Annotated in this window: 21 protein-coding genes; 9 read left to right on the top strand and 12 right to left on the bottom strand. The window is 39.7% G+C overall.

Going from position 1 to position 19437, the window contains the following annotated elements; translation table 11 throughout:
- Positions 1-98: 98 nt before the first annotated feature.
- Positions 99-1076 carry a ring-cleaving dioxygenase gene (locus tag KO561_RS01145; protein WP_231095292.1) on the top strand — a complete coding sequence of 326 codons (978 nt, stop codon included), beginning with the start codon at positions 99-101 and terminating at the stop codon, positions 1074-1076.
- 639 nt (positions 1077-1715) lie between these two features.
- On the opposite strand, the gene KO561_RS01150 is transcribed toward KO561_RS01145, so the two are convergent.
- From KO561_RS01150 to KO561_RS01160, 3 genes are all read right to left on the bottom strand, one after another.
- Positions 1716-2111 carry a sporulation protein gene (locus KO561_RS01150; protein WP_231095294.1) on the bottom strand — a complete coding sequence of 132 codons (396 nt, stop codon included), beginning with the start codon at positions 2109-2111 and terminating at the stop codon, positions 1716-1718.
- A gap of 256 nt (positions 2112-2367) precedes the next feature.
- Positions 2368-3066, bottom strand: coding sequence for a chitin disaccharide deacetylase (chbG, locus tag KO561_RS01155; RefSeq protein ID WP_231095295.1), 699 nt, complete (start codon positions 3064-3066; stop codon positions 2368-2370).
- A complete protein-coding gene (locus tag KO561_RS01160; RefSeq protein ID WP_231095296.1) occupies positions 3050-3796 on the bottom strand; it encodes a GntR family transcriptional regulator in 747 nt (248 codons plus the stop codon). The genes chbG and KO561_RS01160 overlap by 17 nt, the downstream gene beginning before the upstream one ends.
- 242 nt (positions 3797-4038) lie before the next feature.
- On the opposite strand from KO561_RS01160, the gene KO561_RS01165 reads away from it, so the two are divergent.
- Genes KO561_RS01165 through KO561_RS01180 form a run of 4 tightly spaced genes read left to right on the top strand, consistent with a single transcriptional unit; the run spans position 4039 to position 7283 of the window.
- Positions 4039-5388, top strand: coding sequence for a 6-phospho-beta-glucosidase (locus KO561_RS01165; protein ID WP_231095297.1), 1350 nt, complete (start codon positions 4039-4041; stop codon positions 5386-5388).
- Positions 5357-6685, top strand: coding sequence for a PTS sugar transporter subunit IIC (locus KO561_RS01170; RefSeq protein WP_231095299.1), 1329 nt, complete (start codon positions 5357-5359; stop codon positions 6683-6685). Before KO561_RS01165 ends, KO561_RS01170 begins: the two co-directional genes overlap by 32 nt.
- Positions 6651-6980 carry a PTS lactose/cellobiose transporter subunit IIA gene (locus KO561_RS01175; protein WP_408004834.1) on the top strand — a complete coding sequence of 110 codons (330 nt, stop codon included), beginning with the start codon at positions 6651-6653 and terminating at the stop codon, positions 6978-6980. Before KO561_RS01170 ends, KO561_RS01175 begins: the two co-directional genes overlap by 35 nt.
- On the top strand, positions 6981-7283 hold the full coding sequence (locus KO561_RS01180; RefSeq protein WP_231095301.1) for a PTS sugar transporter subunit IIB: 303 nt from the start codon (positions 6981-6983) through the stop codon (positions 7281-7283).
- A gap of 40 nt (positions 7284-7323) precedes the next feature.
- On the opposite strand, the gene KO561_RS01185 is transcribed toward KO561_RS01180, so the two are convergent.
- Positions 7324-7806 carry a DinB family protein gene (locus KO561_RS01185; protein ID WP_231095302.1) on the bottom strand — a complete coding sequence of 161 codons (483 nt, stop codon included), beginning with the start codon at positions 7804-7806 and terminating at the stop codon, positions 7324-7326.
- Between the two features lie 218 nt (positions 7807-8024).
- On the opposite strand from KO561_RS01185, the gene treP reads away from it, so the two are divergent.
- The 3 genes from treP (at position 8025) to treR (ending at position 11969) form a co-directional block, all read left to right on the top strand.
- Positions 8025-9461: a PTS system trehalose-specific EIIBC component gene (treP, locus tag KO561_RS01190; RefSeq protein ID WP_231095303.1), complete on the top strand. Its 1437-nt coding sequence runs from the start codon at positions 8025-8027 to the stop codon at positions 9459-9461.
- A 107-nt stretch (positions 9462-9568) separates the two neighbouring features.
- Complete coding sequence (gene treC / locus KO561_RS01195; RefSeq protein WP_231095304.1) at positions 9569-11242, top strand: alpha,alpha-phosphotrehalase; 1674 nt, start codon at positions 9569-9571, stop codon at positions 11240-11242.
- 13 nt (positions 11243-11255) lie between these two features.
- Entirely contained in the window at positions 11256-11969 is a 714-nt protein-coding gene (gene treR, locus KO561_RS01200; RefSeq protein WP_231095305.1) for a trehalose operon repressor, read from the top strand.
- A gap of 66 nt (positions 11970-12035) precedes the next feature.
- Here treR and KO561_RS01205 read toward each other — a convergent pair whose 3' ends face one another.
- The 5 genes from KO561_RS01205 to KO561_RS01225 form a co-directional block, all read right to left on the bottom strand.
- Positions 12036-12215, bottom strand: coding sequence for a hypothetical protein (locus KO561_RS01205; RefSeq protein WP_231095306.1), 180 nt, complete (start codon positions 12213-12215; stop codon positions 12036-12038).
- Positions 12216-12323: 108 nt separating this feature from the next.
- Positions 12324-13100 (bottom strand): PHP-associated domain-containing protein, encoded by a 777-nt coding sequence (locus KO561_RS01210; RefSeq protein ID WP_231095307.1) that lies wholly within the window; start codon positions 13098-13100, stop codon positions 12324-12326.
- Between the two features lie 16 nt (positions 13101-13116).
- Entirely contained in the window at positions 13117-13938 is an 822-nt protein-coding gene (locus KO561_RS01215; protein WP_231095309.1) for an energy-coupling factor transporter transmembrane component T family protein, read from the bottom strand.
- Positions 13910-15628: an ABC transporter ATP-binding protein gene (locus tag KO561_RS01220; protein ID WP_231095310.1), complete on the bottom strand. Its 1719-nt coding sequence runs from the start codon at positions 15626-15628 to the stop codon at positions 13910-13912. The genes KO561_RS01215 and KO561_RS01220 overlap by 29 nt, the downstream gene beginning before the upstream one ends.
- The gene (locus KO561_RS01225) at positions 15625-16506 is read right to left on the bottom strand and encodes a DUF8171 family membrane protein (RefSeq protein WP_231095311.1); all 882 of its coding nucleotides are present in this window, start codon (positions 16504-16506) and stop codon (positions 15625-15627) included. The genes KO561_RS01220 and KO561_RS01225 overlap by 4 nt, the downstream gene beginning before the upstream one ends.
- Positions 16507-16689: 183 nt before the next feature.
- Here KO561_RS01225 and KO561_RS01230 point away from each other — a divergent pair, with 183 nt between their 5' ends.
- Positions 16690-17523 (top strand): MurR/RpiR family transcriptional regulator, encoded by an 834-nt coding sequence (locus KO561_RS01230; protein ID WP_231095312.1) that lies wholly within the window; start codon positions 16690-16692, stop codon positions 17521-17523.
- A 139-nt stretch (positions 17524-17662) separates the two neighbouring features.
- On the opposite strand, the gene KO561_RS01235 is transcribed toward KO561_RS01230, so the two are convergent.
- The 3 genes from KO561_RS01235 to KO561_RS01245 all read right to left on the bottom strand — a co-directional run bounded on the left by KO561_RS01235 (position 17663) and on the right by KO561_RS01245 (position 19416).
- Positions 17663-17947 carry a hypothetical protein gene (locus KO561_RS01235; RefSeq protein ID WP_231095313.1) on the bottom strand — a complete coding sequence of 95 codons (285 nt, stop codon included), beginning with the start codon at positions 17945-17947 and terminating at the stop codon, positions 17663-17665.
- Between the two features lie 210 nt (positions 17948-18157).
- Positions 18158-18532: an RDD family protein gene (locus tag KO561_RS01240; protein ID WP_231095314.1), complete on the bottom strand. Its 375-nt coding sequence runs from the start codon at positions 18530-18532 to the stop codon at positions 18158-18160.
- Between the two features lie 65 nt (positions 18533-18597).
- The gene (locus tag KO561_RS01245; RefSeq protein ID WP_231095315.1) at positions 18598-19416 is read right to left on the bottom strand and encodes a hypothetical protein; all 819 of its coding nucleotides are present in this window, start codon (positions 19414-19416) and stop codon (positions 18598-18600) included.
- Positions 19417-19437 lie beyond the last annotated feature (21 nt).

The raw sequence follows: 19437 nt of genomic DNA on the forward strand, positions 1-19437 counted from the left end.
ATTGCTGAAAAAATACTAAGCACCGATATATAAAACCGAACGTGATATTGCGTCTCGGAAAATCATCAGGAAAAACTTCAATAATGGAGGGATATAACGTGAACGAACTAAAGGGAATCCACCATGTCACAGCCATTACGAGTAGTGCGGAAAAGAACTATGAATTTTTCACATATATTTTAGGAATGCGTCTCATCAAAAAAACGGTTAATCAAGATGACATCCAGACGTATCACTTGTTCTTTGCGGATGACACAGGGAGTCCAGGAACAGATATGACCTTTTTTGATTTCCCGGGAATTCCGAAGGGTACGCACGGGACGAATGAAATCTATCGAACAGGTTTCCGAGTTCCTAGTGATGAAGCGTTAGAATATTGGGTGAAACGGTTTGATCGTTTAGATGTAAAGCATGGCGGTATTAAAGAACAATTTGGTAAAAAGACGTTATCTTTTGAGGATTTCGATGAACAACAATATCAATTGGTTTCCGATGAAAACAACGAGGGTGTGGAATCCGGAACGCCGTGGCAAAAGGGACCGGTTCCACTGGAATATGCGATTACTGGACTTGGGCCATTATTGATCAGAATTCAAAACTTTGACTTCTTTAAAGAAATGCTGGAAAAAGTGTTATTGTTTAAGGAAACGGATAAAGATGGCTCCTTGCACCTTTTCGAAGTGGGAGAGGGCGGGAACGGAGCATCTGTCATTGTCGAGCATAATGTCATGCTACCGGAAGCACGACAAGGTTTTGGAACAGTACACCATGCGGCATTCCGAATTGATGACCGGAAAACGTTAGATGAATGGGATGAGCGTATGAGAGGCTTTGGATTCCAAACATCTGGATTTGTCGATCGATTCTTCTTTAAATCGCTTTATTCTCGGGTTGCTCCACAAATATTATTTGAATTTGCAACTGACGGACCTGGCTTTATGGGTGATGAACCTTATGAAACATTAGGAGAAAAGTTATCCTTACCACCATTCTTAGAATCGAAGCGTGAGCAAATCGAAAGTATGGTTCGGCCGATTGATACCGTACGGAGTACTATGGATTTAAAAAAAGAATAAAAATAAATCCCAGTGAGTGGACTTTTTCACTGGGATTTTCTCATTATAGTGCGTGTTCAAAAAGGAGGATAAAAAGCTCAGGAGCACTTACTTTTATAAACATCCATGGATGTAAGTATAAGTGCGACTAAGGCTCTTCCTCACTCCGTTCGCAGGTCGCCAAGTCTTCTTTAATATTCAAGGCGGCGCAGCTTCGAGTACAAGCTCGTTGCTTCGGAAGCATAAACATCGCACGCAGAAAAAGTGTTTTTCTTTTTCAAGTACCGGACTTGTACAGGATGTGCTGACTTCTGCGTTGTGCACAAATGTTTTCGGTGGGGCGAGTAACCGCAGTCCCAGGACATGCACGACTTTAGCAGAAGATCCACTATTCCTTTTAGATACATGAGATGAGGAAGGCCACTTCTGCGAAGTAACTTCCTTGCTGCCTTGCACCGAGGAATTTAACTTCCTCGAAAGTGCTAGAAGACGCAGGTGCACCGGTTTTTGAGAAGCAAGTCAACGCAGAAGTTCAAAGTGATTTTTACACTATCATAAATATAGTTTTTTGGGTGATAGTATAAGTTCAACTAAGGCTTAACCTGCGCTGTTCGGCTTGGTTTCACCAAGTTTCCTTTACCGGACTTTTTGAACATCCTCTTATAGCGATTGTTTTTTAATTACGATTTCATCACTATCCATGCACTTTACATCATCAGAAAACACGACTTTTGTATGAAGCGAGTATTTAACCTCTGAAGAAGTTGGTTCTAACTCTGCAGGAATCTGATAGGAGAAAGGAATTTCCTGCTGCTCCCCGGTATTAATCGTTTTGGATGTAAGCAAAGTTTGGACGGGCTCAATAAATTCTGGTTTCTTACCGGGACATTCTCTTACGAGGTCGCATTCTAGGCGTTTTAATTTGCTGCTTACCCAACCACCTTTTAACTCGAAAACACCATTTAAGTGGTCTCCGTGCTTTAACTCGTTTGCCTCCAGCTTTAGGTCTACTTTTGCAGATCCTACCTTCATCATATTGAGTACTTTGTTTATCAACGTATATGACCTCTCGTTTCTGTTTGGAATGTTAACCAACAAAAAACCTTCACCAGTTCATGGTAAAGGTCATAATCTATCCCCTCAACCGGTTTGGCAAAGGTCTCGCAAACAACTAAAATCGTTGCCAGTTTAGCCGGTGGTTTTACCCACGTCTTGTCGACATAACTGTTAGCTACTCCCCTTTGGAGCTTGGCTTAGTCTTATGTTGTGTCTATAGAATAATATAGCTTCCTTGTAGGGTCAACTATAATTTTTAAAAGAGTCTAACCCAACCTGGGACTTCCATGGAACAAAGTAAACTTAGCTCTTTCTCTCTAGGGGTTGCATAGGATGTCATATGTTTCAATTCGTCATCTACCACAGCTGGGTGTGTCATAACCTCGACGGAATCTACCTCTAAAGAGCTTAGTTCCGCAAACAGATGACCATTAACACCATCACCATAAAAGCTATCCCAAAGGGTATCCGTCATCGCTAATTCTGGGTAATCTTTTAATGTTTCTACATAACGGACGGGCACTCCGTATTTTCTGGCCAACTTTATAACAACAGCCTGTAGAATTTGCCAACCATGCACGTGATGATGACTATCAATATGACTCAAAGGCAAACCAGTTTCCAAAAATGCTTCAATTTGAGCCGTCCACTCCCTTTCGACTTGATCCACATTAGGAGAGTCAGAGGGGTCAAAGGTGCTTGTGAATCGGAAAAGCCCATTCTCGTCCACAAGGTCGTCAACATTCTTTAGTAAAGGCTTCCCCCACGTTAGCACAAGGTGAATTCCTACTTTTAAAGATGGGTTATTTTTTGCTTGTTCAACCGCATAGGCAAGGGCTTTTCCGTTCATCATCATGGTTGTGGATGTCACCATCCCTTTTTGATGGGAGAGAATAATTCCATCTGTGATCCCTTTCGTTAATCCAAAGTCATCTGCATTAATCCTTACTTTCATCCTTTTCCCTCCATGGATAATTCCGCTCGATCACAAAGTTTGTTTTATCTCCTCGGAAGTAAGAGCGAGAATACTCTATTTTTTTCCCTTCAATGGACTCTGCGATGGTTTCAATATAAAAACACGGTAAGCCGGGTTCACAATTAAGGTGTTTACTGATTCGCTCATCTGCTAGAGTGATCTCAATATGCTCGACTGTTTTAGCAATGTGTACATCAAATTCGCTTTTTAGTGTCGTGTATAAAGATGTTTCTGCGTGTTTCTTTGTAATGCCAGGCGCAATGCTCCAAGGAATATAGGAAATTTCATACTGTGTCGTTTCTTCGCTAGCTTTTCGAATCCGTTCAATTCGTTGAATAGGATCATTAAGGCTTACATCTAGAGATTGCTGCACCCATTCATTAGCGGGAAGAACTTCTAAGTTTACTAAAGTTATTTCTGCGCGCTTCCCTTGAACGGCGATTTGTTCACTATAGGTCTCGACTGTGCTTGATAATGTTTGCTTCACTTTTTGTTCGGCAACATACGTGCCCTTTCCTTGCTGTCGTACTAAATAACCTTCCAGGGTCAACTGGTGTAAGGCAGCACGAACTGTCGTCCTGCTTACTTCAAACTCCTCACAGAGCTTTAATTCAGTTGGGATTTGTTCACCTTTTTGATACACCCCTGTCTTTATTCGGTTAATCATTTCTTCTTTAATATATGCATGAAGCGACTGGGTTTTCTCCATGGTAGTTCTCCTCCAATGGTTTGATACATAAAGTGTACAAAAAAGTGGTGATAATAACAACAAATTTAATTGTTATAACAAATTTTTATTTTAATTCGTTATATTGTATAGACATCAATAAATTTGTATGATACATTTTAAGTAACTTAAGAAGACAAAGGCGCAAACATAAGAGGACGAAAGGTCCTTTATTACATAAAAAATAATTAAGCGCTTTCATATGTCTTGGGGAGGATGCCATAATGAGTGTTAAAGTAGTAATTGTTGGAGGAGGCTCTAGCTATACTCCTGAATTAATCGAAGGAATTCTCAATCGCCATTCGAGTTTTCCGGTATCGGAAATCGTGCTTGTGGATATTGAAGAAGGAAAGGAAAAACTTGAAATTGTAGGAAAGCTTGCTTCCAGGATGGTTCAATCATCAGGAAAACCTATTAAACTATCATGGACACTAAATCGAAGAGAAGCATTTGTAGGTGCTGATTTTATAGCAACTCAGATTCGAGTCGGAGGACTCAAAGCGAGAGCTGCTGATGAGAGAATTCCGTTGAGTCACGGTTTTATAGGGCAAGAAACGAATGGGGCAGGGGGGTTGTTCAAAGCATTAAGAACGATTCCCGTATTATTAGAGCTAGCGAAGGATGTGCATGAGATTTGTCCGAATGCTTGGATTATTAATTTTACGAATCCAGCTGGCATAGTTACAGAAGCGCTGCTAAAGCATTCCCCACATAAGAAGATTATCGGGGTTTGTAACATTCCGTATAATATGAAGCATTCGATTGCGGAGATTCTAGAAGTACTTCCAGAAGCTGTTCGAATAGAATTTATCGGAATGAACCACTTTGTGTTTGGTCAAAAAGTGCTTGTGGATGGCATGGATCGGACAGAAGAGGTATTAGACAAGTTATGTGATGATCGGTTTGATTACTCTCCGGCAAACATTGTGAACCTAGGTTGGTCAAAGACATTTATTCAGTCAACACGATTGCTTCCCAACCCATACCACCAGTATTACTTTCAAACACGTGATGTTCTAGATAAAGATCTTAAAGCATTTCATGAAAATGGCACAAGAGCCGAAGTTGTACAGACTCTAGAAAAATCACTGTTTGAAATCTATAAAAACCCTAGTCTATCAGAAAAGCCAAAAGAATTAGAAAAAAGAGGAGGGGCGTTTTATAGTGATGTTGCTTGTAGCTTGATGGACTCGATTCATAACAACAAAGGGGATATTCAGACCGTTAACACGAGCAACAATGGGGCGATATCTGACTTACCAGATGAGGCTGTCATTGAAGTCAATTGTGTGATTACAAAGGATGGACCGAAGCCAATAGCTGTTGGCTCATTGCCAGGTACAGTAAAAGGAATCACTTTACAGATGAAGGCTTTTGAAGAACTAGTTATTCGGGCCGCTATTTCAGGAAATTACAACGATGCATATACAGCTCTAGTCATGAACCCGTTAGTGGCGGATGAAAAAAGGAGTAAAGACGTTTTGGATGAGTTGTTAGAAGCTCATAAGGATCATTTACCACAATTTTATGGGGGGCAAGAAAATGGAAAACAAGTACATGCAAAAGTTTATTGAAATCGCTGGTCGAATTGGTTCGCAACGTCACTTAGTTGCGATTCGGGATGGATTTGTAGCGATTATGCCATTAATCATTATCGGTTCATTAGCCGTCCTTATTAACAACTTCCCAGCATTTGGAGCCTTTGATATTGTCGGTTGGATGAACGGCATTTTTGGAGATGGGAACTGGCAGCTTGTTGGTGGGACGATATGGAATGGTAGTTTCGCCGTCTTAGGCTTGTTAGTCGCTTTTTCTGTCGCCTACAACCTTGCGAAGTCTTATGATGTAGATGGATTATCAGCAGGTTTAATCTCTGCGGCCTCGTACATTATGCTCGTTCCGGTGACGGAGGATTGGGGACTTAATTTCGCTTGGTTAGGAGCACAAGGTTTATTCGTCGCTTTGATATTGTCAATTGCTACTACAGAATTGTTTAGAGTACTTATTCAATCAAAATTCACGATTAAAATGCCAGAAGGAGTTCCAGAAGGGGTAGCAAGATCCTTTAGAGCACTTATTCCTGCATCTTTTATCTTGCTACTAGTCGGTTTGTTCCAGGCATTAATGACTGTATTTGCAGAACAAAGTATCTTTGAGGTAATCTTTACTGTTATTCAAGAGCCATTACAAGGTCTTGGAAACACGTTGCCGGCAGCTATAATTGTGGCATTCTTAAATCATCTACTTTGGTTCTTTGGCTTACACGGAACGAACATTATTGGCTCAGTTATAGAACCTCTATATTTACCTTTAATCGAAGAAAACTTACGCTTGTTCCAAGAAGGAACGTCCGCGTTTGACGTACCTTATACCGTTACGAAACCGTTCCTGGATTCCTTCGTCTTCATGGGAGGATCTGGAACGACAATTGCGCTACTTATGGCAATCTTTATAGTGGTGAGGGGTCATCAAAGGCATCCATATCGTGAGGTTGCGAAGCTATCGGCACCTGCTGGATTATTCAATATTAATGAGCCAGTTATCTTTGGTCTTCCGATCGTGCTAAATCCAATCATGCTGATTCCGTTTATACTCGTTCCGGTTACCTTGACGGTTGTATCCTATATTGCTCTATCGACTGGACTTGTTCCGAAGACAGTAGCGATTATCCCTTGGACCACGCCACCTATTCTGAGTGGATATTTGGTAACAGGAGGAAGCTGGAGAGGAATTGCTTTACAAATTGTGAACCTAGGAATTGCGGTAGCCCTATATGTTCCATTCGTTATGGCAGGGGTTCGCTCCCTAAATAAAGACATGAAAGGAACGGATTCTAATGATCACAACCAAGATCGAGACGCTGTCGTTTAATATTATTCTTCATGCTGGTAATGCAAGATCAAGTTCCATGGAGGCCATCGCTTTAGCAAAAGAGTACGAATTTGAGACAGCTCGTAAAAAAATAGAAGAAGCAAATGAAGAATTTGCCGAGGCACATCATGTACAAACACAGTTATTACAAGAAGAAGCAGAAGGAAAGAAAAATGAAGTATCTGTTATTTTGGTCCATGCTCAGGATCATCTCATGACCGCGATGACCGTGAAGGATTTAGCGAATGAAATGATTGAGATGTACGAAAAAATAAGAAAAGTGGAGGGACTATAGGTGAAGATATTATTAGTTTGTTCCGCTGGCATGTCTACCTCGATGCTCGTAAATAAAATGAGAAAAGAGGCAGACAACAGAGGCTTAAATGCTACCATAAATGCAGTATCCGAATCGGAATTGAAGAATAGTTTAGATGGGTTGGACGTTGTATTAATTGGTCCACAGGTCCGTTATTTAGAGAAAAAAATTAGAGAACAGCTAGAACCACAAGGCATTAAAGTAGATATCATAAACCAAATGGCTTATGGGATGATGCAAGGGGACAAAGTGTTGGATCAAGCACTGGCATTAGCTGAATAATTGTAAACGGGGGGAGGCTATGGTAGCCTCCCCCTATTTCTTATTTTGGAATTGTAGTAGTGATATATTGATCGCCTAATCTTAATTTTGCAATGTACATGATTTGTCCAAGATGCTCCGAATAGTGATTGGTACACCGCATGAGCACCTCTAGAACGGAAACCTCTTTTCCGTTTACAACTGTTTTTCGTTGTAAATCCTCTTCATTTAAACCCTGAACAGCCTCTGTAAATGTAGAAAAGCTCGCTCCTAAAGTTTGAATGATCTCATCCTTTTTCATTTGAATAGTGTGGTTGAACTCTTTGTCACGGTCTCTTCGGTCTGGGAGACCTAAAATTTGTGCTTCCACTCGTTGATGTATGTTTCCGTCAATATGTATGACTAAATTCCCTATGCTATTACTTTCCTTGTTCGGTCTCCAGTTTATATCTTCTTCGTCTAGTTGATCGATGACTTTTCTCATTCTATTCTGAATCTCATCCATTTTATTTTGTAAAAAAGAAAGAACTACTTGATGCTCCATTTATACTCCTCCTCTTACAAAAACTCCTTTTACCTATAGATATACCAGATAACGTTTAAAATAACCACAAAAGAGAAAACATTTTCTGTTGACAGGACATGTATATACAAGATACAATGAAAACGCAATCACGCCTTGTATATACAAGTGGTGGTGAATGGAATTATTTATTCATGAGAAACTAACCTTACGAAGAACGAAGAAAAGGAGAATATGCGATGAGCAAATTTACAGATCCGGCGAAACAGTTGTTAGAGCATGTCGGTGGTAGTGAAAATATTTCTGTCGTGACACACTGTGCGACAAGAATGCGCTTCGTTTTAAACGATCCAAAGAAAGCGGATGCAGAAAAAATCGAAGATATTGATCTAGTCAAAGGGACGTTTACCAATGCAGGACAATTCCAAGTTATCATAGGGAATGAGGTATCATCTTTTTATAATGAATTTACAAAAATGGCAGGGGTAAGTGATACGTCCAAGGATGAAGCTAAAGTTGCAGCAAAGCAAAATATGAATCCGCTACAACGATTAATTTCTCACTTGGCAGATATTTTCACCCCATTAATTCCAGCGCTAGTTGTTGGGGGTCTTATTTTAGGGTTTAGAAACGTCATCGGAAGTATTGGAATGTTCGGACCTGAAAATGAAAAAACGCTAGTAGATATTTCACAATTCTGGGCGGGGGCTCATTCCTTCCTATGGTTAATTGGGGAAGCCATTTTCCACTTTCTACCGGTCGGGATCACATGGGCGATATCTAGAAAAATGGGTACCACTCAAATTCTTGGTATTGTATTAGGGATTACCTTAGTGTCTCCACAGCTACTTAACGCGTATGGCGTTGCAGGAGCAGAAGATATTCCGGTTTGGGATTTCGGATTTGCAACGGTTGATATGATCGGGTATCAAGCACAAGTAATTCCAGCAATTTTAGCAGGTTTCGTTTTAGCTTATTTAGAAATTTGGTTACGTAAAGTGATTCCGAATGTTGTATCGATGATTTTTGTTCCATTCTTTGCTTTAATTCCAGCAGTACTCATAGCACACGTTGTGCTTGGACCGATTGGTTGGACAATTGGTACTTGGATTTCGGATGTAGTGTATTCTGGCTTAACCTCCGCATTTGGTTGGTTATTCGCAGCCATCTTTGGCTTTGCCTACGCACCGCTTGTTATTACGGGGTTACACCATATGACTAATGCGATAGACTTACAGCTTATGAGTGAGTTTAATGGTACGAACTTATGGCCAATGATTGCCTTGTCTAACATAGCGCAAGGTTCTGCTGTAATGGCGATGATTTTCTTGAATAAAAATGATGAAAAAGAAAAACAAGTTTCTGTTCCTGCCGCTATCTCTTGTTATTTAGGTGTAACGGAGCCGGCAATGTTTGGGATAAACCTGAAATACGTGTTCCCATTCTTTGCAGCAATGATTGGTTCAGCTATTGCAGCGATAATCTCAGTAGGTAGTGACGTTTTTGCAAACTCCATTGGGGTTGGAGGAATCCCAGGATTCCTATCGATTCAATTCCAAGACTGGCCAATGTTCTTCCTAGCCATGGCAGTTGCTGTCGTTGTACCGATTGTCTTAACGATGACTTTTGCTCGTATGAGCTGGGGAAGAAAAGCTTATAAAAGCTTAGGAAAATAATGATAATAGGGAGAGTAACTCTCCCTATTTACTTATACAACAGGGAGAGCAACCATAGACATATTGGTTGCTTTTCGACTTTAGAACATAACAGTAGGTGATGAAATATGACACAACCGTGGTGGAAACAATCCGTTGTTTATCAGATTTATCCAAAAAGCTTTAACGATACAACCGGAAACGGAGTAGGGGATATTCAAGGTATCCTTCAGAAATTGGATTACTTAAAAGAACTTGGTGTGGATGTTCTTTGGCTAACACCGATTTATGAATCTCCACAAAAAGATAATGGCTATGACATTAGCAATTATTTTGATATTCACCCAGAATACGGAACCATGAAAGACTTTGAACAATTATTAGACGAGGCACATCAACGAGATATAAAAATCATTATGGATATTGTGGTAAATCACACTTCAACCGAGCATGAATGGTTCCAAAAATCGAGAAGCTCAAAAGATAATGATTATCGAAATTTCTACATCTGGATGGATCCTGTAGATGGGAAAGAACCAACGAACTGGCAGTCCAAATTCGGCGGCAATGCCTGGAAATATGATGAAGAAACGGAGCAATATTATCTTCACTTATTTGATGTAACCCAAGCGGATCTGAATTGGGAAAATGATCAGGTGCGTAAGGCTGTCTATGACATGATGAAGTTTTGGTTGGATAAAGGCGTAGATGGCTTCCGTCTAGATGTTATTAATTTAATTTCTAAAAATCAGGAATTTCCTAATGATGATTCAGGAGATGGTCGTAAATTTTATACAGATGGACCGAGAATTCATGAGTATTTACACGAAATGAATCAACAGGTGTTTTCCAAATATGACATGATGACTGTAGGAGAAATGTCATCTACAACGATTGATCATTGTATCGAATACACAAATCCAGAACGACAAGAATTAGATATGACCTTTAACTTCCATCATTTGAAGGTAGATTATCCGAATGGTGAGAAATGGACGAAGGCGGACTTTGACTTCCGTGAATTGAAGGAAATCCTGTCTACCTGGCAAGTGGAAATGCATAATGGCGGGGGCTGGAATGCTCTTTTCTGGTGTAACCATGACCAACCAAGAGTGGTGTCTCGATTCGGAGATGACGGAAAATACCATAAAGAGTCAGCCAAAATGTTAGCTACAACGATCCATTTCATGCAAGGAACCCCTTATATATACCAGGGGGAAGAGTTCGGTATGACTAATCCGAACTTTGAAAGCATTGAAGAATACCGAGATGTGGAGTCGCTAAATACTTTCGATGGGAAGAAAAAAGATGGGATGTCGGAAAAAGAGATCCTTGAAATCTTAAAGCAGAAATCCCGGGATAACTCCAGAACACCTGTTCAGTGGGATAGTAGTAAAAATGCCGGTTTCACAAGTGGAACTCCTTGGATTGACACAGCAAAAAACTATAAAGAAATTAACGCAAAAAAAGCCATAGCTGATAAAGACTCTATTTTCTATCACTACCAAGATTTAATCCGTTTGAGGAAGCAATATGATATCATGGTACATGGCGATTATGAGTTGATTTTAAAAGAACATGATGATATTTTTGCTTATAGAAGACGTTGGCAGGATGAAGAGCTTCTTGTCATCAATAACTTTTACGGCAAGGAGTCAAGGTTTGAATTGCCAACTCATATGGATATTGGTGGTTATAAGCAAAAACAGATTATATCCAATTACGAGGATTCAGCTGCTAAACTCGACGCTAAAATGACATTGCGGCCATATGAGTCTGTCGTTTATCATTTAAAAAAGTAGAAGAGGGCTTACCATGAATAATAAGTATTTAACGATCTATAATGAAATCGCACAACAAATTGAACAGCAGATTTTCGAGCCTGGGAGCCTGCTTCCATCGGAAAATGAGTTAAAGGATCGTTATGATACGTCTAGAGAGACTATTCGGAAAGCTTTAAATTTACTTTCGCAAAATGGTTTTATCCAGAAAGTGAGAGGTAAGGGATCGATTGTGATTGATCGAAGTAAATTTGATTTTCCAGTCTCCGGTTTGGTCAGTTTTAAAGAACTTGCACAGAAAATGGATGGGAAAGCAAAAACGATTGTGAATGAGCTTTCCATAGAAAAACCAGACGGTTATATAAAGAAACAGTTGAACTTATCAGGAAACGATGAGGTATGGAAAATTGTAAGAACTCGAGAAATTGGTGGGGACAAAATCATATTGGATAAGGATTTCCTCGTACAACAGCATGTACCGACGATTACAAAAGAGATATGTGAGGATTCTATTTACAACTACATTGAAAATGATTTAAATCTATCCATTAGCTTTGCCAAGAAAGAAATTATAGTGGAAGAACCGACAGAAGAGGATCGAGAGCTTTTGGACTTAGAAGGCTTTCACAATATTGTCATCATCAAAAACTATGTGTATTTGGATGATGCGAGTCTGTTTCAATATACAGAATCGAGGCATAGACCAGACAAGTTTCGGTTTGTGGACTTTGCTAGAAGAAATGTGTAATTATAAACCCCTTTTTCACTGCGGTGGAGGAGGGGTTATTTAATCGGGAAATCTAGTCTGAAGGCCCTAATGAAGGCTTCTTTTCTTCTTTTTCTCCATTTCCAGTTTCCCTTTCTCTTCCAATAGAACGAGATGTGGAATATACTTCTTCTTTTCATCTATATCGGTTGCTGAATTAAATTGCATGGCTAATTTTTTATATCGAACTTGTTCATCTGGGGTTAAGCCAGCAAAAAATTCCTCCATATTACGCCTCCTTTCTAGTTGTCTCTATTAGTACTATAGACAGGATTTCCAGCCTTCAAACTAGGCTAGAGTAGAAAAAGGATCGGACTAATCCGACCCCCTTGCAAACTACCGCATAGATAAAGGCTGTTTTGCCTCTAGTTGCTTTTTCAAAAGCTCTTTCACGACAATGGCTGCTCGCACTTTAAGAGACAAATCCTGTGACACGGTAACATTATAGGTGCGATTATGAATGCAACGCTTAAGGTCATCCACGTTTTGGCAATCTTCCTCAAATTCATTGTAGACACAACCATATTGGAAAAATTGGTGTGTATCACTTCCACCAACAACAGGACGAGAGAGTCGTTCCGAGAATTCTCTCATCTTGCTTTGGTAGTGTTGTACTCCCTGTGCATATAAATCCTTTCCATTTAGATCAAACGCATCTAGTTGGTTGAGCTGTTCGTCTTTTAAATGGTAAAGAGGTGTACTTTCACGAAAAGGATGTGCACCGATTTTTAAAAGATTGTAAGGGGCTGTCATCTTCATTAGTTCATCAAACGGTACAAAGGATTCCTTCTCGGTATGAGCATCGAGAGCCTCGCGTACTTGCAATATATCCAATCGATCCCCGATAAGGAGAATGTGTCCCGTTTCTTTAATATCTACTTCCATCCCGGGAAATAATTTAAGGCCGTTAATGTCATAATAGCCATGTTCATACGTATAGGTTTCTTCTAAATAATCATAAATATCTGTGAAGCGACTTGTATTAAAGTGCTCCGTCATAGCGAGTGCAGTTAGCCCATTATCTTTTGCTTCTTTCATCATTTCTTTAAAATAGTCAGGCATGAAGGTAGATTTTTTAGAAATTTTCACATGACTATGGAAATCTATATTCATTTTATTTTCCTCCTTGTTAGCTTATTAAGAATCCCATTGCAAATACGCCAATTACATATATTGTGGATATTGCTAGAAAGGCATAATCCCTTTTTCCCATCTTCATATGAGCGAGTTTAATCTTTTTTACTTCGGGATGATTAAACCCATAAAGACTTCCTTTGGTTTCGAGGGCTTCCACCGTTGTTCGAGCTCTTTTTGATGTACTTAAAAGAAGCGGATAAAAGGATAAGACAGCCAGCTTAACAAAATAGAGAATGGATCTTATGTATAGGAATCCTCGTTTTTCTGGCGCTTTTCCTCTTAACCGAAAGGATAAAAAGACGTGATGATACTCCTCCAATAAGCTAGGGAGCATTCGATAGCCATAGGCAATGCTAAAAGAAACCTGCCCTGGTACCCCAATCTTTAGTAATCCATTACTAAGCTTATCTGGGTCCATCGAACAAAACACCGTAATACTAGCTAAAGAGATGATAGATAGTTTTAACGTTAATAGCAGGAGCGGAAGAATTACGCTTCCATCCCCACCGAAAAACCACGATGCCAGTAATAGATAGCCGCCTTGTCCAAGTAGGCCGAGACAAAGGATAAATAGGATAAGCGGACTTACTTTGATAGATATCGTAGTCCAAACCATGAACAGGAACAAACCGAATAAAATGATCTCGTTATGAAGAAACCAAGGTGCGAGACCGAAAAATAAATACCAGATAAATAGAGTTCTAGGATCTAGCCTTGCTAGAAACGTATCTCCGTTTCCATATGCTGTATGGAGGAGCTCTATCTTCATCTGTTCAACGGAAAGCTTATCCGATAGTTTGCGGGTGTATTCCATGTGACGACTCCTTTCCCTGCATCACTTTAACGAAATCATCAACGGTGTATGCGAGAGGGGACAGGTTTAAATGTTTACTAAGCTGTAAAATCTGCGGTGCTCTTAAACCAGCCAAATCTAGTAATGCTTGGTTTTGAAAAACGGATTCCCGGTCGCCGTCGTGGATGATTTCCCCTTCATGGAGAACGATGATACGATTCGCCCACTCTGCTACTAATTGCATGTCATGCGTGGCGATAACGACAGATTCTACTTGTTCTTTTAGGGATCCAATTAATCTCGTAATATGTTTTCTCGTTGCAATGTCCAAGTTCGCGGTTGGTTCATCAAGCAAAATAACGGATGGATTCATTGCGACTCCAATCGCTAGTGATGCCCTGCGCTGTTGCCCGCCACTCATCAACCGACTGTCTCTGTCTTGTAAATGGGTTAAATCATAGGCTTCTAGAATTCGATCCACTATGTTTTGATAACCTGAAATTTTTCGAGACTTCAAGAAAAACTCCACATCTTTTCGTACGGAATCTTCAATAAACATTTCCTCTGGGTTCTGATAAATGTAGGTTACAAGGTCTGCCAATTGCTCCGGACTTTGTTTTCTTGTATCCAGATTCTTGACCAACACTTGCCCGGTTTCCGGCTTGGCAAGACCGGTAATGAGACGCATGAGAGATGATTTCCCTGCCCCGTTATTGCCAACTAGTGCAATAAGATCCCCTTTATGGATGTTTAGGTTCAAATCTTTTAGAACTGTTTTTCTTGATCGATTTATCGTTTTATAAGAAAAGCTTACATTCTCCATTTGGATAATAGATTTTCTTGGTTGGGATAAAGGTATCGAAGGCAAAGATGTCACTGCAGTCCTTTCCGAGAAATAAGGGATAGCCTCTTCTAGATGAATAGGCAACTGCTCCTTATTCAATGGATCTATCGAATAGGCTGCTTGTGTCACTTGGGGAGGATAGATTTGTCGAGCCATTAATTGCTCAACCTCTCTCAATCCATCCGCCGTTTCCTTCTTCCATATGACCTGGCCATCCTCCATTAACACAATATGCTTACAATAATCGGCGATAAATTCTGTATGATGTTCGATGACAATAATTGTTTTTCCATACTCTTCGTTGAGCATTTTTAAGATACGATAAGTCTCTTCCGCATGAGCTGGATCCAGTTGCGCAACGGGCTCATCGATAATAAGGACATCTGGATCCAAGGATAAAACACCGGCAAGGGCGAGCAAATGCTTTTGCCCGCCACTTAATTGCCAGATAAATTCCTCATCATGACTGTGAAGTCCAACTAAGTTTAATGCTTGTTTGCCTTTTTGTTTGTAGTCGGGATGCCCATAATTTAAGGGGGCAAAGCTTGCGTCATCAAGCACACGAGGACTGACAAGTTGGTTTTCAAAGTCTTGATAGACGTAGCCAACGTTTTGGGATAGTTCTGCTACTTTGTGTTCCGTTGTTAGTAAGTCATTGACTGTGACTGTTCCAAAGAAATCCCCTACATAGTATTGTGGAATTAATCCATTAAAAAGCTTGCATAGCGTAGACTTTCCACTCCCATTGCTTCCCATGATGGCGATAAAGTCTCCCTTATCAATCGTAAGAGAGACATTTCGCAATACAGGCTTTTCTCCTCCGGGATATTGAAAGGAGACATTCTCAATCACAAGCTGTTCGATCATGACGGGATCCTCTGATCTTCATCGTTATCGGAATTGTTTTGTTTCACTCGCAGCATGATGATGATCGTAATTGCCGCAACCAAAGCCGCAGCACCGATGCTAACCCATATAAACCAGTCTCCGAACATTTCAAGGAAATCTGCTTCCCACTCTAGGTTGAAATCCGTTTCCGATAAGTATTCAAAAAGGAAGGCACTGCATGCTAAGAGAACAGCGATGATGATTAATCTTGGGGCAAGCACTTCTTTCGTGGAGTATTTAATCGTGTTGTCACGTGGCTTCATGCCAAGTAATGGCTCAATTTTTCCATAAAGGCGAGGTACTAAGTATAAAGTTGGAAGTAAAGCAAAGAGAATACCGGAAAATAAAATATCGTTAAAGAAGGCAAATCCTTCTATAACAACGACGCTTTCCGCTAATCCAGGTACGGTTTCTAATTCCTCGACTCCTATCCAGACTTTAGCGATGTCTACTGTACAGCTAATGAATTGGTGAATCGCGACGCCGAGAATAGCGGCAGTTGCCACTTGCCTCTTATTTCGCGGATTGCTAACCAGGGACCCGGCAATAAACATGGCTAAGGAAAAACCAATGAATTTCTCCAGTTCACCAAAGCCGCCGAACTGACCGAGCATGATTTCGCCAAAGATGACTTCCCCTAGCGCAGCACCAATCGCCGCATACAGTGGATGGAATAAGATACAAAGGGTTAAAGGGATAAATGCAAAATACTCGATGGAAAACTCTACAGGTCCAAGATGAAATGCGGGAACAAGTTCGGTAATCATGTTAGATAATCCGTATAAAGACATCGACAAAATAAATACCATCATCTTTTGAGATTGTGTTAAAACATATCTCTCTTTTAATTCGTTCAAGTCTATTACCTCCTTATTTTTAACTACCTCCATTGTAAAAAATCAATATTAATCTCCTATGTTGTCCAAGTAAAACTGCTGTAAATTTTGTATCATTTTTTAACATTTTGTAAAAAAACTTACACACATATAGGTTTGAGATTCCTTATGTGCTATGCTCCAGTTAAAACGGGGGGATTTTGTATGTTACATGTGAAATGGGATACCACGCTATTGTCTCCGAGTCAATATCAAATCGCCGACTACATCCAAAAGCATACTCAACAAGTGCTACTATCAACCGAGCAGGATATCGCAGATGCGGTTCAAGTCAGTATTGCATCAGTATCAAGATTTTGGAAGGTGGTTGGTTATCAAAACTTCAAAGACTTTAAACAAAAGATGCGTGCCCAATTAGAAGTCTCACCGGCTGGGAAAATGGAAAGTATTATGGGCAGGGGAGAAGGAGAAGAGTTACAACACCACATCCTGGATTTATCAGTTACACATCTATATAAGACGATGCAACAGTTTTCTAGTCAATCGTTCCGCCAAGCGGTCAACTTTTTGACCGAAAGTAAGAGGGTGAGAATCTATTGTCCCGGTCCATCAGAAGGACTAGGTTCCCTGCTTCAGTATCGGTTAGGGAGATTTGGTCTTGATATTCGGGTGATGGAGAAGAGTGGAAGTGAATTATTCGAAGAGCTCATTCATTTGGAAAAAGAAGCGGTCGTGGTGCTATTTGGATTCGTGCGCTTGCTTCCGGAGGCGCGAGTTATTTTGGATTACGCAAAAAGGATCGGATACAAAACCATCATTATTACCGATCAGCTTATTGCGGAGTTTTCTACACAGGCTAACTGTGTGTTGTTTGCAAGTCGAGGGGAAATAAGAGAGTTTCACTCCATGGTCGCGCCCACTTTTCTTATTGAAAACTTGATTATTGCAGTTGGAATGGAAAATAAAGAAAAGAACTTGAAAAGCTTAGAGATGTTAAGTGAGGTTAGAAAGCGATATGGGAAAGAGTTGCCTCGTTAGTGTAAACGAAAATAGCTAAGTAAATGTCGATATTTGCCTATAAAAGCCACATACTACTCAAAACAAGCATGCCAAATAACCTTTCGTTTTATGCTGTAATGCTTTTGTTGTGCTATTTAAACTATGGTTCCTATATGTGTTATATGGTTTGCTCTTTTTTCTTAAAGATACCAATTAACAACATAATAAGTCCTATAATGAAAATGATCGGGAAAAGTATTAGGATTGTTCCTGGTATTGCCCATCCATTCTCTACAATTGATGCATATGTTAAACCGATCGCAAAAGATAAGAACGGTGAAATGGCCAACATAAGAGCTACGCCCCAAACCATGTATTTTCTTTTATTGGACTTGCCTGCGCTGAGTTGATAAGCTACAAGTGCTCCTATCAGGGCAATTCCATATCCTACAGCAAATGCCACTTTAATCATTCCTTTCTCTAGTATATTTTCATATTATACCCTTATAAAGTATTCTGCTCTTTCTTTAGATCTTAACCACATGAGTTTTCGCCACTATATCGTATAGAGATTGTTTCTTTTTCGTGAAAATGGCTGTCAATATGTATGCGAATATAAGTGCATAGATGAGTCCGCCAAGCAGATAGTAGGTGAACGGTACTTCACCATCACCTAAATAAATAAATAAATAAATCGATAAACAAGGAAATGTGACAACTCCCAAGGTAATATCTTTAGTATGGTTCGAATAGTTACATGCATCATGGATAATGCTTCTCCGTTTTTTCCAACCACTCGTATTCCGGTTTTCCTTTTTCCAAAGGACTGTTTACCAATGTTCGAATCGCTAATGATAAAATATAGTGAAATAGGAAAAGTCACCAATAAGAAACCAGTAAACTGAGCTACTATTAGGGAGCCATTGAAGAATCCCTGTAAGGATGGAAATAGAAATACGGTGAAGATAAAGAGTACGACTAAATAAAAGAGAATAAGGATGTAATCAATCATGAAAGCTTTAAAGCGGAGTAAAAATGAAGCATTCATTCACAAAACCTCTTTTCGTTTGGAATTGTAATTTTACTAACACTTTTATTTATTTTGCGGACTAATTAATTTGTTAGAGGATACAAAGGATATTCCCATTGATGTGTACATTCTTCCAACATATAATACCCTCTTTCTTCATTCGGCACGAGACGAGAGCATTGCTGTGTAGGTATTGCCCCTTCACCGTTATTATTGGATACATCAATCCAGCTTTGATCATACTCCTTATCATAGCGGATTTTTAAACGGTTTCCATTTATCGTAATGGTATGACCGTTGTCTTTATTTTTCACTTTATCGATGAAAGCTTCGATATCTGTTGCACTTACAGATTGAGAAAGGTTCAAGTGTACATCCTTCATTCCTTGCGAAGTCGGAAAACGAACGGTATTACCACTGATCCATTCTTCATTACCTAAACCTAGAACTCCTTCTGCCCCCAACCCAGTCGGATGTTCCGTGCCACCTATCATTAATGTAATGGATTGGTCATTAAGATGCTTACCAATAAAGCCAAACGTTGTCTTGTAAAAATTATAAAAATAGGTTGTTTCACCTAACGTAGCATGCCGATATTCAATGACAAGTGAATGATGACTATTAGGAGAATCAATTTTTGCATAGCTATTATCTGCTAATAAAACCATAAATCCATGTGCCATAAAAAGAAGAATACCTAGTATTAAACCGGTGATGGACCATACTTTATGGTATCGAGAAGAGCGAAAGCCGATTACGGATAGAACGATAATATTAATCCCCAAAGGAATCAGATATCCTGTTGGTTTCAATAAAAGAATGAAATAGTCTGTAACATGCATGATGATAAGTATCAAGTCTATTACACCTAACAGAATTAGTAACCATTTAGTTTTCGTCATCGTAGATTCCCCATTCCAGAA

Origin of the sequence: Radiobacillus kanasensis, from assembly GCF_021049245.1 — a bacterium.
In the GTDB taxonomy this organism is placed as follows: Bacteria; Bacillota; Bacilli; order Bacillales; family Amphibacillaceae; genus Radiobacillus; species Radiobacillus kanasensis.

Coding starts and splice junctions, on each gene's coding strand:
- treP (WP_231095303.1), top strand. CDS start 8,025: ATGAGCAAATTTACAGATCCGGCGAAACAGTTGTTAGAGCATGTCGGT.
- KO561_RS01215 (WP_231095309.1), bottom strand. CDS start 13,938: ATGGAATACACCCGCAAACTATCGGATAAGCTTTCCGTTGAACAGATG.
- KO561_RS01230 (WP_231095312.1), top strand. CDS start 16,690: ATGTTACATGTGAAATGGGATACCACGCTATTGTCTCCGAGTCAATAT.
- KO561_RS01160 (WP_231095296.1), bottom strand. CDS start 3,796: ATGGAGAAAACCCAGTCGCTTCATGCATATATTAAAGAAGAAATGATT.
- KO561_RS01170 (WP_231095299.1), top strand. CDS start 5,357: ATGGAAAACAAGTACATGCAAAAGTTTATTGAAATCGCTGGTCGAATT.
- KO561_RS01205 (WP_231095306.1), bottom strand. CDS start 12,215: ATGGAGGAATTTTTTGCTGGCTTAACCCCAGATGAACAAGTTCGATAT.
- chbG (WP_231095295.1), bottom strand. CDS start 3,066: ATGAAAGTAAGGATTAATGCAGATGACTTTGGATTAACGAAAGGGATC.
- KO561_RS01210 (WP_231095307.1), bottom strand. CDS start 13,100: ATGAATATAGATTTCCATAGTCATGTGAAAATTTCTAAAAAATCTACC.
- KO561_RS01165 (WP_231095297.1), top strand. CDS start 4,039: ATGAGTGTTAAAGTAGTAATTGTTGGAGGAGGCTCTAGCTATACTCCT.
- KO561_RS01175 (WP_408004834.1), top strand. CDS start 6,651: ATGATCACAACCAAGATCGAGACGCTGTCGTTTAATATTATTCTTCAT.
- KO561_RS01245 (WP_231095315.1), bottom strand. CDS start 19,416: ATGACGAAAACTAAATGGTTACTAATTCTGTTAGGTGTAATAGACTTG.
- treR (WP_231095305.1), top strand. CDS start 11,256: ATGAATAATAAGTATTTAACGATCTATAATGAAATCGCACAACAAATT.
- KO561_RS01185 (WP_231095302.1), bottom strand. CDS start 7,806: ATGGAGCATCAAGTAGTTCTTTCTTTTTTACAAAATAAAATGGATGAG.
- KO561_RS01240 (WP_231095314.1), bottom strand. CDS start 18,532: ATGAATGCTTCATTTTTACTCCGCTTTAAAGCTTTCATGATTGATTAC.
- KO561_RS01220 (WP_231095310.1), bottom strand. CDS start 15,628: ATGATCGAACAGCTTGTGATTGAGAATGTCTCCTTTCAATATCCCGGA.
- treC (WP_231095304.1), top strand. CDS start 9,569: ATGACACAACCGTGGTGGAAACAATCCGTTGTTTATCAGATTTATCCA.